This is a genomic window from Nonomuraea sp. NPDC023979 (assembly GCF_040639085.1).
GTDB lineage: Bacteria > Actinomycetota > Actinomycetes > Streptosporangiales > Streptosporangiaceae > Nonomuraea > Nonomuraea ceibae.
The window spans coordinates 95,379-108,625 of the sequence record NZ_JBEZZG010000007.1; the positions used below are offsets into that span (position 1 = coordinate 95,379).

The window sequence follows — 13,247 nt, forward strand, 5'->3', positions numbered from 1 at the left end:
CCCCGTCCCGCCGGCGGCGCCGTGCGAACGCGCGCGTCCCTCCCGGGACGACGGCCGGGCAGGGACGCTAGCGGTAGGTGTGCTCGGCGGCGGGGAAGGCGCCGGAGGCGACGTCGCCGGCGAACTCCCGCACCGCCCGTTCCAGGTCGGCGTCCAGGTCGGCGTAGCGCTTGACGAACCGCGCCGGCTCGGGCGTCAGCCCCATGAGGTCCTGCCAGACGAGCACCTGGGCGTCCGTGGCGGGGCCCGCGCCGATGCCGATCACGGGGATTGCCAGCGACGTGGTCACCCGTTCGGCCAGGTCGGCGGGCACGCACTCCAGCACGAGCGCGAACGCCCCGGCCCTGGCCAGGTCCTTGGCGTCGGCCATCAGCTCGTCGCCGGCCTGGCCGCGCCCCTGGATTCGGTAGCCGCCGAGCGTGCCGACCGACTGCGGCGTCAGCCCGAGGTGCGCCATGACCGGCACGCCGGCCCCGGTCAGCGCCTCGACCTGGGGCAGCACGCGGCGGCCGCCCTCCAGCTTGACGGCGTGCGCGCCCGCCTCCTTCATGAAGCGGGCCGCCGTCTCCAGCGCCTGCGCGGGCGAGGACTGGTAGGAGCCGAACGGCAGGTCGGCCACGACGAGCGCGCGGGACGAGCCGCGCACCACGGCCGCGGTCAGCGGCAGCAGCTCGTCGACGGTGACCGGCAGGGTCGAGTCGTGCCCGTACACGACCATCGCGGCCGAGTCGCCCACGAGCAGGACGGGGATGCCCGCGCGGTCGAACACGCGGGCGGTCATCGCGTCGTAGGCGGTGACCATGGGCCACCGCTCTCCGCGCTGCTTGGCGGCGGCGAGGTCGCGGACGGTGACACGGCGGCCGGTGACGCCGCCGTAGAGGGACGGTGAAGACATGGGTCAGCCTCCAGAAACGTCTCGAGGCGCCCCGGTGGCGTCCCCGGACTCCTCCCGATGATGTCACGCGGAACAAACCGGTGGCGAAAGTGTCGGTGCTCCTTGACACAATGGCTCGGGAGGTAAGCAATCACCATGGCTATCGAACCTTACCGGCGCCTGTTCCGGCTGCCCGGTGTGGGCGTTCTGCTCCTGGTCGGCCTGCTGGCCAGGGTGCCCTCGACGGCGACGGGCATGGCCCTGACGCTGCATGTCGTCAAGGGCCTCGGGCTCGGCTACACCCAGGCCGGCGTGGTCACGATGGCGAGCACCGTGGGCATGGCCCTCGGCTCGCCGCTGTCGGGAAGGTTCGTCGACAAGTACGGGCTCCGTCCCGTGCTGATCGTCACCACGGCCGCGCAGGCCGCGTTCTGGGCGGCGGCGCCCTCGCTGCCCTATCCGGCGCTGATCCCCGCGGCGGCCCTGGCCGGGCTGCTGGGGCTGCCGGTGTTCAGCGTGATCCGGCAGTGCATGGCCGCCATGGTGCCGCTGGACCAGCGCCGGGTGGCCTTCTCGCTCGACTCGATGTTCGTCGAGCTGTCCTACATGGCCGGGCCCGCGCTGGCGGTGTTCGGCATGACCGCCTTCGGCAGCGGGCCGACGCTGGCCGTCATCGCCGTGGGCCTGACGGGCTCGGGGCTGGCGCTGATCGTGCTCAACCCGCCGGTCAGGTCGGAGGCGGAGCTGGCGGAGGCGGTCGTCAAGGTGCCGCGCCGCCAGTGGCTCACGCCCCGGCTGGCCGCGCTGCTCGGCACCACGGCCGCCGCCACGTTCGTGCTCACCGCCAGCGAGCTGGCCCTGGTCGGCAGCATCGAGGGCGCGGGCCAGACCGAGTGGATCGGGCTGGCGGTCGGCATCTGGTGCCTCTACTCGCTGATCGGCGGGTTCGTCTACGGCGGGCTGTCGCGCGGGTTCTCGCCGCTGGTGCTCATCGGCGGCATGGGGCTGCTGACCGTCCCGGTGGGGCTGGTCTCGGGCGGCTGGTGGTGGCTGGTGCTGGCGCTGCTGCCCGCCGGTCTGCTGTGCGCGCCATCGCTGTCGTCCACGGTCGAGACCATGACCCGCTGGGTGCCGGCGGCGGCCAGGGGTGAGGCGATGGGGCTGCACGGCACCGCCCTGCTCATCGGCGGCGCGGCGTCTGCGCCCATCGCGGGCGCGGTCATCGACGCGCACGGCTCGGCCTGGGCGTTCGCGGTGGCGGGGCTGGCCGCGGTGCTGATGGTGCTGGTGGCGCTGCCGTTCTGGCGAGGCGGCGCGAGCCGGGGCGACGAGGGCGGCGGCAAGGGCGGCACCGCGGCGGAGCGCCCGGACGAGGCCTCGGAGACGGTGCCGGACGAGCTGCCCGCCTGAGCTAACGAAACGATACCGTTGCGTATCGGAATGCCTTGCGATACGGTGGCGTAGCGAAACATTGCCGTATCGAAATTAAGGCTTCCCTTTGATGGACGAGAACACAGGACACCCACGCCGCTGGGCCATCCTCGGCGTGCTGGTGTTCAGCCTGCTGGCGGTCGTGATCGACAACACGATCCTCAACGTGGCGATGAAGACCATCGCCGACCCGGTGGCGGGGCTGGGGGCGACGCAGAGCGAGCTGGAATGGGCGATCAACTCCTACACGCTGGTGTTCGCCGGGCTCCTGTTCACCTTCGGCGTGATCGGTGACCGCACCGGGCGCAAGCGCATGCTGTTCGTCGGCATGGTGCTGTTCGGCCTGTCGTCACTGGCCAGCGCCTACGCCCAGGACCCCACGCAGCTCATCATGGCCAGGGCGGCGATGGGCATCGGCGGCGCGGCCATCATGCCCGCCACGCTGGCCATCATCTCCAACGTCTTCCCGCCCGGCGAGCGCGGCAAGGCCATCGGCTTCTGGGCCGGCGGCGTCGGCCTCGCCGTGGCGGTCGGCCCCATCACCGGCGGGCTGCTCATCGAGCACTTCTGGTGGGGCTCGGTCTTCCTGATCAACGTGCCGATCGTGCTCATCAGCCTCGTGCTCATCGCCACCGTCGTGCCCGAGTCGCGTGACCCCAAGCCGTCCAGGCTCGACCCGGTCGGCGTGCTGCTGTCGATCGTCGGCCTGGTGGCCGTCGTCTACGGCATCATCCGGGGCGGCGAGCTGGCCACGATCGCCTCGGCCGAGGTTCTCGTGCCCACCCTGGCCGGCCTGGCGGTGCTCGCCGTGTTCGTCTGGTGGGAGCGGCGCATCGACAACCCGGTCTTCGACGTGCGCAGCTTCGGCAACGTCCGGTTCAGCTCGGCCATCGGCATGATGGGCATCGTCTTCTTCGCGATGATGGGCGGGATGTTCTTCCTGACCTTCTACCTGCAGATCGTGCTGGACTACAGCCCGGTGCAGGCGGGGGCGCTGATGATCCCGTTCGCCGCGGCGCAGCTCATCTTCGCGCCGCTCAGCCAGCGGATCACCCAGCGGTTCGGGGCCAAGCTCTCGGCGACGGTCAGCCTGACCGTGGTCACGCTGGCGCTGGCCTCCTACGCCTTCTTCGATCAGAACACGCCGATCGTGCTCATCGAGGCGGTGTTCTTCGTGCAGGGCGCGGCGATGGCCAACGTCATGCCGCCCGCCACCACCGCGATCATGGAGTCGCTGCCCCGGGAGAAGGCCGGCGTCGGCTCGGCCATGAGCAACACCGTCCGGCAGGTCGCGGGCGCGCTCGGCGTGGCCGTGCTCGGCTCCGTCCTGTCCTCCAGCTACCGGGGCGAGATCGCGCCCGCGCTGGCCGGGCTGCCCGCCGACGTCCAGCACGCCGGTGGCGAGTCGGTCATGGCGACCGTCGAGGTCGCCCGGTCGCTCGGCGAGCGCGGCCAGGCCCTGCTGCAGCCCGCTTTCGACGCCTTCGTCCACGGCATGCACACCACGGCGTGGGTGTCGGCGGCCATCGGCCTGGTGGGCATCGCCGTCGTGGCACGCTGGATGCCGGGAAAGCCCCGGCCGGCGCAGCAGGCGGAGCAGAAGGAACCAGCGGTAGTGTGAGGCCTCGATGACCATCCGGGAACCGGTGACGACCCGCCCAGCGGGCCGCCCACGCAGCGAGAAGGCCGAGAAGGCGATCGTCGAGGCGACCCTCGACCTGATAGCCGACGGCATGGGGATCTCCGAGCTGTCCATCGAGGCGATCGCCGCGCGGGCAGGCGTCGGCAAGACGACGATCTACCGGCGGTGGTCCAACAAGGAGGACCTGGTCGTCGACGCCCTCGCCACGCTGAAGGCGCCGCTGCCGCCGCTGGCCGGTCTGTCGGTGCGCGACGACCTGATCGCGCTGGTCGACGTGATCCGGCTGGAGGGCGGCCGCTCGACGCGCTCCCGCTGCATCATGAACGTCGTGATGGGCGAGGCCGACCGGCACCCGCGCCTGACCGAGCGCTTCTTCAAGCGGGCGGTCGAGCCGCGCCGGCGGGCCATGGAGGACGTGCTGGCGCGCGGCGTCGCCACCGGCGAGCTGGACCCGGACCTCGACGTGGAGGTCGGCATGGCGCTGCTGTCGGGCGCCATGGTCTGGTACACCAAGTGGGGCCCCGCCGGCGACCTCCCGGCCGACCTGGCCGAGCGGGTCGTCGACCGGGTCCTCGCCGGCCTGCTGCCCCGGCCCTGAACCCTCGCGGCGGCCGGGGCCGGTCCGTCAGGGCGCGGCCTCGCGCCACCGGTTGGTGATGGGCAGCCTGCGGTCGCGGCCGAAGTTCTTCGGCGTGATCTTGGGGCCGGGCGGATACTGCCGCCGCTTGTACTCGGCCAGGTCCACCAGCCGGATCACCCGCTCCACCAGCGCCGGGTCGTGCCCGGCGGCGATGAGCTCGCGCGAGCCCAGGTCCTTCTCCACGTAGTCGTCCAGCAGCCGGTCCAGCACCTCGTAGGGCGGCAGCGAGTCGGTGTCGCGCTGGTCGGGCCGCAGCTCGGCGCTGGGCTCCTTGGTGATGGAGTTCTCCGGCACGGGCCGCTCCGCCTCCAGCAGGAAGCCCGGGTCGGTGTGCTCGTTGCGCCAGCGGGCCAGCTCCCACACCATCAGTTTCGGCACGTCCTTGATCGGCGCGAACCCGCCGGCCGAATCGCCGTAGAGGGTCGAGTAGCCGGTCGCCAGCTCGCTCTTGTTGCCGGTGGTCAGCACCAGGTGGCCGTGCTCGTTCGACAGGCCCATGAGGATCATGCCGCGCACCCTGGCCTGGAGGTTCTCGGCGGCCAGGCCGGACAGGTCGATCTCCTTCTCGAAGGAGTTGACGATCTCGGCGATGGGCACCACCTGCGAGCGCAGCCCCTGCCGCCGCACCAGCTCCTCGGCGTCGGCCAGCGAGTGCTCGGAGGAGTAGCGCGAGGGCATGAGCACCACGTTGACCCGGTCGGGGCCGATCGCGTCGGCGGCGATCGTCGCGGTCAGCGCCGAGTCGATGCCGCCGGACAGGCCCAGGATGACCGAACGGAAGCCGTTCTTGGCCACGTAGTCGCGCACCGCGAGCACCAGCGCCGAATAGACCTCGGCGTGCGTGCCGAGCGGCTCGGCGATCGACGGGGGCTCGGGCTCGTACGGCTCGACCGGGTCCTGGGAGAGCACCAGCCGCTCCACGGTGATCGCCGTGCCGTCGCCCGCGTCGTACGGGAACGTGCCGGGCTCGGCCGAGGAGACCGGCAGGTCGAGGTCGGCGATCAGCAGCTCCTCGCGGAACTGGGCAGCCCGCGCCACCAGCTCGCCCGCGTCGCCGACCACCAGCGAGTCGCCGTCGAAGACCAGCTCGTCCTGGCCGCCGACCTGGTTGACGTAGACGAGCGCGCACCCGGCCTCGCGCGCCCTGCGGGCGCACAGCTCCAGGCGTACGTCGTCCTTCTCCTTCTCGTACGGCGAGGCGTTGGGCACGACGAGCAGGCCCGCGCCCGCTTCGCCCACGACGGCGACCGGGCCGCCCTCCTGCCACAGGTCCTCGCACACCGCGATCGCCACGTCGACCCCGTGCAGCCGGAAGATCGGCAGCCGGTCGCCGCGCACGAAGTAGCGGTATTCGTCGAACACGCCGTAGTTGGGCAGGTGGTGCTTGGCCGTGCGGGTGACGACGCGGCCCCGGTGGAGCAGGGCGGCCGCGTCGAGCGGGGCGCCCTTCGGGCGGCCGAGCCGGGGCTCCAGGCCGGCGCGGTCGACGTAGCCGACGACCACCGGCAGCTCGCCCAGCCCCTCCTCGGCCAGCCTGACCGCCACCGCTTCGAGGGCGGCGATGCTCGCGTCCACGAAGGACGTCCGCAGCACCAGGTCCTCGGCGGGATAGCCGGTGAGGAACATCTCGGTGAACACGGCCAGGTGAGCACCGCGGTCGGCGGCGTCGCGGGTCCACGCGACGAGCTTGTCGGCGTTGCCCGCCAGATCGCCGACGGTCGGGTTGGTCTGTGCCAAGGCAATGCGCAGTTGTGCCACGGGCACCAGCCTAGTACGGCCCCGTTTTTATCGTCCAAGCGACGAAAAGTCGGTCATCGCGGGACGGTCGTGCCGGGAGTCACCAGGCCCGACTCGTAGGCGGCCACCACGAGCTGCGCCCGCTGCGACAGCCCCAGATGCGCCAGCAGCGCCCGCACCGACGCCGCGGCCTCCTCCTCGGGCAGCGCGAGCGTCTGGGCGATCTGCGCGTTCGTCAGGCCGCGCGCCACCAGTCGCAGCACGTCGAGCCGGGAGTCGGACAGCCCAGCCAGCGCGGGCGGCGAGCCCGGGTCGGCGCGGCCGGCGAAGCCCGCGATGAGCCGCGTCGTGACCGCCGGGTCGATGAGCGCGTCGCCCGCCGACGCGGCGCGGATCGCCGCCACGAGCTGCTCGGGCGGCGAGGTCTTCAGGACGAAGCCGCTCACCCCGGCGCGCAGCGCGGCGTAGAGGTTCTCGTCGCTGCCGAACGTGGTCATCATGATGACCTTGGGCGGGTCCGGGTCGGCGAGGATGCGGCGGGCCGCGGCCAGGCCGTCGAGGTGCGGCATCTGGATGTCGAGCAGCACCACGTCCGGGGCGGCCTCGCGGACCGCGGCGATCGCCCGCTCGCCGTCGGTGGCCTCGCCGGCGAACTCCAGCCCGGGCTCGGCGGACAGCATCACCCGCAGGCCCGTCCGTACGAGGGCCTGGTCGTCGGCCACCAGCACCCGCAACGGCCGGCCGGCGCTCCCGGAGGGTAAGGCGGCGGCGGGGGGCGTGAAGGCGGCGGGCTGCGGGGCGGGGGCGTCGAGGCGCTGGGCGAGGATGTCGCCCTCCAGGCGCTTGAGCCCGGCCGTGAGGTCGAGGCCCAGCTCGTCGCGCCACAGCGCGCGGGCGCGGCGCAGCGCTGCCAGCGCGTCGCCCTGGCGGCCGGTGCGGTAGAGGGCCAGCGCGAGCAGCCGCCACGGCTCCTCGCGCAGCGGGCAGGCGGCGGCGTGCGCCTCCAGGTCGGGCACCAGCGCGGTGGCGCGGCCGAGCGCCAGCCCGGCGGCGGCGCGCCGCTCCACGGCGGTCAGCCGCAGCTCCTCCAGGCGGGCCGCCTCCGTCACCGCCCACAGCAGCTCGCCGAACTCGGCCAGCGCCGGTCCGCGCCACAGCGCCAGCGCCGTGTCGAGGGCCGCCCACACCTCGGCGGCGGTGCCCTCGGTCCTGGCCAGCGCCTCGAACCGCCACGCGTCGACCTGGTCCTGCCCGGCGCGCAGGGCGTAGCCGGGCGGCGCCGACACCAGCACGGCGGCCTCCTCCCGGGGAGCCCGGCCGGGTTCGAGCGCGCGGCGCAGGCGGGAGACGTAGCCCTGGATGGTCGACAGCGCCTGCGCGGGCGGCCCGGCGGGCCACAGCTCGTCGATGAGCGTGCTCACGGGCACGGCGCGGCCGCCGGCGACGAGCAGGCGCGCGAGCACCGCCCGCTGCCGCTGCCCGCCCAGGTCGAGGGGGTCGGGACCGATCCAGGCCCGGAACGGCCCCAAGGCGGTGAAGGTCAGCATGGTAGGCGCAAGCGTAGGGCCACCGGCGGCCCCGGTACAGCGGTCAGCGGCGGCGGATCGCGGGCCCGAGCGCCAGCATCGCGACGGCCGAGACCAGGCCGATGCCGCCGACCGTGAACCACAGCGCCGCCTGCCCGCCGGCCTCCAGCAGCCAGCTCCCCAGCAGCGGCGCCAGCACGGCCGCAGCCGACCAGGCGAACCCGAACAGTCCCGAGTAGCGCCCGCGCAGATGGGCGGGGGCCAGCCGGGCCACGATCGCGCCCGCGATGCCCGCCGTCACGATCTCGCCCGCCGTCCACACCACGATCGTCACCGCCAGCCAGAAGGTGGTCGTGACGAACGCCGTCAGCGCGAACCCGACGCCCATCACCGCCAGCCCCAGCGCCAGCGTCCTGGCCGGGTCGAGCCGGCCCAGCCAGCCCGACACCAGTGGCTGCACGATCACGATGAGCACCCCGTTGAGCGCCATGGCCAGCCCGAACTGCCCGGTGGTGAGCCCGGTCAGCTCGGTCATGGCCATCGGCAGCGTGGTGTACGTCTGCGCGTAGACCAGCGCGTTGCCGAGCGTCACCAGCGTGAACGCGACCATCAGCCGGTCGCGCAGCACCATCCCGAACCCGCCCGACGACTCCCGCTCGGCCGGCCGGGTCTCCGGGATCGCCCGCCAGACCAGCACCGCGAACGCCACGCAGCCCACCGCGTCCACCCAGAACAGCCAGTGGAACCCGAGCTGCGCCAGCCACCCGCCCGCCGTCATCCCGACCGAGTAGCCCAGGTTGATCGCCCAGAACAGCAGCCCGTACGCGCGCGGCCGCTCGACCGGCGAGACCAGGTCGGCGACCAGCGCGTTGGAGGCCGGCCGGTAGGCGTCGACGACCAGGCCGAGCACGAACATCGAGGCCAGGATCGCGGGCAGCGTCGTGCTGTAGCCGAGCGACAGCATCATCACGGCGGTGGCCAGCATGCCGCCCGCCAGCGTCGCCCGGCGGCCGATCCGGTCGGCGAGCACCCCCGCCAGGAGCTGCGACACCAGCGACCCGGCGCCGAACACCGCCATCACCATCCCGGCGGCGGCCAGCGACAGGCCGCGCGCCTGGGTCAGGTAGACGCCGGTGAACGGCATCACCATGGTGCCGAGGCGGTTCACCAGAGTGCCGCCCCACAGGGCCCAGAACGGGCGGGGCAGCCCGCCGAGCTGCGAACGCAGGAAGGACGGCTTCTCGACAGTCGTGCTATTCACCCGCTAAGAGTGATATTGGGGGATTTGGTGGGGCGAACGATTTAGCGCACACTAAAAGGCATGTCGGTGACCTGGACTCTCAAGCCCGAGGACATGGCGCGCATCCGGTTCGCGTTCTCCCCGATGTGGGAGCTCGTGGCCAGCCTGCGCACGCTCCAGGACCCCGCCCGCCAGTCCATCCACCTGCCGTGGATCAAGTGCGTGCGGCCCCGCCTGGCGGGCCTCGACCTGGCCGAGCTCTTCGCGCTCGTGCCCGCCTCCGGCTACCTCGCCGACTTCCTCACCCCGCCGCCCGACACGCCGCTGCCCGACTTCGCCGCCGAGCTCGCCCGCGTACGCGCCACCCGCCCCGAACGCGCGGCCGCCGAGGCCGCCCGCGTCCAGGGCACCGACCGGGCGGTGCTCGACCGGTTCCTGGCCGACCCGGCGGCCGGGGTCGAACGCGTCGCCGCCGCGCTGGAGGCGTACTGGGAGACGTGCTTCGCCGAGTTCTGGCCGCGCGTCTACGGCCTGCTGGAACGCGACGTGCTGCGCCGCTCGCGGCAGCTCGCCCAGGGCGGCGCCCGAGAGCTGTTCGCCGGCCTCGGCCCGGCCGTGACCTGGACGGGGGAGCGGCTGCTCGTCGACCGGCCCTGGTGCGCCACGGGCGGGCTGCACGGCGACGGCCTGGTGCTGGTGCCGACCGCCTTCTACTGGCCGTCGGTGGCCGTCATGTCCGCGCCCTACCAGTCGATGCTCGTCTACCCGGTCCTCGGCGTCGGCACGCTGTGGGAGAGCGGGCCGCCGCCCGCGCCCGGCGCGCTCGCCGCGCTCATCGGCCGCAGCCGGGCCGCGATCCTGCTCGCGCTGGACGAGCCCAGCACCACTTCCGCGCTCGCCGGGCGGATGGCGCTCACCCCCGGCGCCGTCAGCCAGCACCTCGGCGTGCTCAGCGGCAGCGGCCTGGCCGTCGGCATGCGCGTCGGCAAGCAGGTCGTCTACCGCCGCACCCCCACCGGCGACGCGCTGGCCGCCACCGGCGCTCAGCTGTAGCGGGTGGACTCCATCAGCCAGTCCAGGTGCGCGCGCGGCGCCGCCAGATAGGCGCACGCCACCTTGCTCACGTCCCTGGCCGTACGCGGTCCGAGGTCGTCCAGCGGCAGCCGCCTGGCCGCCTCCTGCATGTCGCGGCAGCGCTCGGCGATCCGGTCCACCACCCAGGCCACCGCCTCACGCTCGCCCAGGCCCAGCTCCCGCCCCGCGATCACCACCAGGTTGTGCGCGTCGCCGCGCTCCTTGGGCCGCGACGCCACGTCGTTGCACCAGGCGGTGACGTCGCTGCAGGCGTTCACCAGCTCCTGCCACGGCTCCGACCGGTGCACCCACGCCGGCACCTCCACCCGCAGGCACGGCTCCACCAGGTCGTACAGGTAGGGGCCGACCGTGCCCCGGCGCAGCGCCGGGTAGTCGGCCAGCGACGGCGCCGCGCCCGACGCCCGGTTGGCCGCCTCCGTCCGGCAGGCGTAGTGCTGGCGCTGCAGGTTGACCGCGAACCGCCGCCGCCACTGGTCGCTCATCCGCGAGCTCGTCACCCGCCACAGATCGGCGAACGCGGCCTCCAGCGGATGCCCGGTCGAGCCCTCCAGCATGCCCTGGAACACCTCCAGCCGGCACTGCCCCTCGTCCAGCTCGTCGTCCAGGTGGAACAGCCACGTCAGCCACTGCGCGAACAGCGCCGCCGCCGCCGCGTCGAACTCGGCGAACGCCCGCCCCGCCATCCGGTGGAAGCCCACCCCCGGATCGGCGTGCAGCCCGGTGCGCCGCGCCCAGTCGATGACGGCCGCCTCGATCGCGTAGACCGCCGGATGCATGCGGCACGGCGCCGCCATCGCCGGCACACGCTCGGTCAGCGCCAGCAGCGCCACCGCCGCCGAGCCGCCCCTGCGGGGCAACGGCAGCAGCGGCTTCCAGTGCAGCACCGACCGCAGCGCGGACCGCACCGACGCCAGCACGGTCGTGTTCGCCGCCGTGTTCGCCGCCGTGTTGGCCGTCGTGTTGGCCGTCGTGTTCGCCGTCGTGTCCCTGGTGGCGTTCACAGCGGTCCGTAGAGCCAGTTGCCCGCGGCGTTCGGATCTTCGCTCACGTAGTACTCGCGAGCCGCCAGGACCAGCTCCTCCACGGTGAGCGCCCCTCTGCCTGAGCGGTCCAGCCGCTCGAACGCCTCGTCCACGTCGTCGTAGGCGGTGCCGAACGCGGCCAGCATCGTGCGGAACTCCTTCGGGCTCACGTGCCCGTCGCCGTCGATGTCGCACAGCTCCGCGACCGCCACCGCCGCCGGCCGGAACACCTCGTCGTAGCCGCCGCCGGTGACGAACGCGGCAGTCATGCCCACGCGGAAGTCCTCCCGCGTCAGGCCCAGATCGCGGTCGCGGCCGAGCGCCTCCGACAGCGCCGTCCAGATCCCGTCGAAGCTGTCGACGAGGCTGCTGCCGGTGACCGAGGTGGGGGACTCCCCGAAACCCACCAGCAGGCGGGCGCCCAGCCCCAGCAGGTCCTCACGCGCCACGACGCCCGCGCCCCCGGCGTCGATGTGGTCGAAGGCCCGATCGAGCTTGTGATTGAGCAGGTCGATAGCCACCAATGCCTCCCCCGAGACTGACTGCGTGATCACAGTAAGTCCGGCCGGGCCCTTTGTCAGCGAGGCTCGCACCGGCGGCCCGCGTAACCTGTGCGAAACACGGACACGGCATGCTGATATGAGACCTGTACTGCCACTGACGAGGGGACGCCGTGGACCGCCAGCAGGAGTTCGTGCTCCGCACCCTTGAGGAACGCGACATCCGGTTCATCCGGCTCTGGTTCACCGACGTGCTCGGCTTCCTCAAGTCCGTCGCGATCGCCCCCGCCGAGCTGGAAGGCGCCTTCGCCGAGGGCATCGGCTTCGACGGCTCGGCCATCGAGGGCTTCGCCCGCGTCTACGAGGCCGACATGCTGGCCAAGCCCGACCCGTCGACGTTCCAGATCCTGCCCTGGCGCAGCGAGACGCCCGGCGCCGGCCGCATCTTCTGCGACATCCTCATGCCCGACGGCTCGCCCTCCCACGCCGACCCCCGCTGGGTGCTCAAGCGCACGCTCGCCAAGTGCGCCGACATGGGCTTCACCTTCTACACCCACCCGGAGATCGAGTTCTTCCTGCTGAAGAACCGGCCCGAGCCCGGCGTGCGGCCCGAGCCCATCGACTCCGGCGGCTACTTCGACCACACCCCCCACAGCTCCGGCCACGACTTCCGCCGCCAGGCGATCATGATGCTGGAGTCGATGGGCATCTCGGTCGAGTTCAGCCACCACGAGGGCGCGCCCGGCCAGCAGGAGATCGACCTGCGCTACGCCGACGCCCTCACCACCGCCGACAACATCATGACCTTCCGCCTGGTCATGAAGGAGGTCGCGCTGGAGCAGGGCATCTGGGCCTCGTTCATGCCCAAGCCGTTCACCGAGCACCCGGGCTCCGGCATGCACACCCACATGTCGCTGTTCGAGGGCGACCGCAACGCCTTCTACGAGGCCGGCGCCGACTACCAGCTGTCCAAGATCGGCCGCTCGTTCATCGCCGGGCTGCTCAAGCACGCCGCCGAGATCACCGCCATCACCAACCAGTGGGTCAACTCCTACAAGCGGCTGTGGGGCGGCGCCGAGGCCATCGCCGGGCAGGGCGGCGAGGCGCCCTCCTACGTGTGCTGGGGCCACAACAACCGCTCCGCGCTCGTCCGGGTGCCCATGTACAAGCCGCACAAGGGCGGCTCGTCGCGCATCGAGTTCCGCTCGCTCGACTCCGCCTGCAACCCCTACCTGGCCTTCGCGCTCATCCTGGCCGCCGGGCTCAAGGGCATCGAGCACGGCTACGAGCTGCCGCCGGCCGCCGAGGACAACGTCTGGACCCTGACCAGCGCCGAGCGGCGCGCGCTCGGCATCCGGCCGCTGCCGCAGTCGCTCGACGACGCCATCGCCGTCATGGAGCAGAGCGAGCTGGTCGCCGAGACGCTCGGCGAGCACGTCTTCGACTTCTTCCTGCGCAACAAGCGCTCGGAATGGCGCGAATACCGGCGCCACGTCACCGAGTTCGAGCTGGGCCGCTACCTGCCGGTCCTGTAGACGCG

The 13,247-nt window shown here is 72.7% G+C and carries 11 protein-coding genes; 5 read left to right on the plus strand and 6 right to left on the minus strand.

The window, feature by feature from the left end:
• Nucleotides 1–67: 67 nt before the first annotated feature.
• The gene (panB, locus tag AB0G11_RS15625; RefSeq protein ID WP_357586421.1) at nt 68–895 is read right to left on the minus strand and encodes a 3-methyl-2-oxobutanoate hydroxymethyltransferase; all 828 of its coding nucleotides are present in this window, start codon (nt 893–895) and stop codon (nt 68–70) included.
• A 135-nt stretch (nt 896–1,030) separates the two neighbouring features.
• On the opposite strand from panB, the gene AB0G11_RS15630 reads away from it, so the two are divergent.
• The 3 genes from AB0G11_RS15630 to AB0G11_RS15640 all read left to right on the plus strand — a co-directional run bounded on the left by AB0G11_RS15630 (nt 1,031) and on the right by AB0G11_RS15640 (nt 4,545).
• Nucleotides 1,031–2,284, plus strand: coding sequence for an MFS transporter (locus tag AB0G11_RS15630; RefSeq protein ID WP_219510827.1), 1,254 nt, complete (start codon nt 1,031–1,033; stop codon nt 2,282–2,284).
• A 91-nt stretch (nt 2,285–2,375) separates the two neighbouring features.
• Nucleotides 2,376–3,926 carry an MFS transporter gene (locus AB0G11_RS15635; protein ID WP_219510825.1) on the plus strand — a complete coding sequence of 517 codons (1,551 nt, stop codon included), beginning with the start codon at nt 2,376–2,378 and terminating at the stop codon, nt 3,924–3,926.
• 7 nt (nt 3,927–3,933) lie between these two features.
• Nucleotides 3,934–4,545: a TetR/AcrR family transcriptional regulator gene (locus AB0G11_RS15640; protein WP_357586423.1), complete on the plus strand. Its 612-nt coding sequence runs from the start codon at nt 3,934–3,936 to the stop codon at nt 4,543–4,545.
• 27 nt (nt 4,546–4,572) lie between these two features.
• Here AB0G11_RS15640 and AB0G11_RS15645 read toward each other — a convergent pair whose 3' ends face one another.
• The 3 genes from AB0G11_RS15645 to AB0G11_RS15655 are packed head-to-tail and all read right to left on the minus strand — an operon-like array spanning nt 4,573 to nt 9,111.
• The gene (locus AB0G11_RS15645; RefSeq protein ID WP_219510820.1) at nt 4,573–6,345 is read right to left on the minus strand and encodes an NAD+ synthase; all 1,773 of its coding nucleotides are present in this window, start codon (nt 6,343–6,345) and stop codon (nt 4,573–4,575) included.
• Between the two features lie 53 nt (nt 6,346–6,398).
• The gene (locus tag AB0G11_RS15650; protein ID WP_219510817.1) at nt 6,399–7,871 is read right to left on the minus strand and encodes a BTAD domain-containing putative transcriptional regulator; all 1,473 of its coding nucleotides are present in this window, start codon (nt 7,869–7,871) and stop codon (nt 6,399–6,401) included.
• A 43-nt stretch (nt 7,872–7,914) separates the two neighbouring features.
• Nucleotides 7,915–9,111 (minus strand): MFS transporter, encoded by a 1,197-nt coding sequence (locus tag AB0G11_RS15655; protein WP_219510814.1) that lies wholly within the window; start codon nt 9,109–9,111, stop codon nt 7,915–7,917.
• Nucleotides 9,112–9,171: 60 nt separating this feature from the next.
• On the opposite strand from AB0G11_RS15655, the gene AB0G11_RS15660 reads away from it, so the two are divergent.
• Entirely contained in the window at nt 9,172–10,143 is a 972-nt protein-coding gene (locus tag AB0G11_RS15660; protein ID WP_219510812.1) for a DUF5937 family protein, read from the plus strand.
• On the opposite strand, the gene AB0G11_RS15665 is transcribed toward AB0G11_RS15660, so the two are convergent.
• Together AB0G11_RS15665 and AB0G11_RS15670 are read right to left on the minus strand one after the other, a co-directional pair.
• Nucleotides 10,134–11,186, minus strand: a complete 1,053-nt coding sequence (locus tag AB0G11_RS15665; RefSeq protein WP_357586425.1) for a terpene synthase family protein — start codon at nt 11,184–11,186, stop codon at nt 10,134–10,136. The two genes, AB0G11_RS15660 and AB0G11_RS15665, sit on opposite strands and share 10 nt — an antisense overlap.
• The gene (locus AB0G11_RS15670) at nt 11,183–11,728 is read right to left on the minus strand and encodes a hypothetical protein (RefSeq protein ID WP_357586427.1); all 546 of its coding nucleotides are present in this window, start codon (nt 11,726–11,728) and stop codon (nt 11,183–11,185) included. The genes AB0G11_RS15665 and AB0G11_RS15670 overlap by 4 nt, the downstream gene beginning before the upstream one ends.
• A 152-nt stretch (nt 11,729–11,880) precedes the next feature.
• On the opposite strand from AB0G11_RS15670, the gene AB0G11_RS15675 reads away from it, so the two are divergent.
• A complete protein-coding gene (locus AB0G11_RS15675) occupies nt 11,881–13,242 on the plus strand; it encodes a glutamine synthetase family protein (RefSeq protein ID WP_219510805.1) in 1,362 nt (453 codons plus the stop codon).
• Nucleotides 13,243–13,247: the final 5 nt, after the last annotated feature.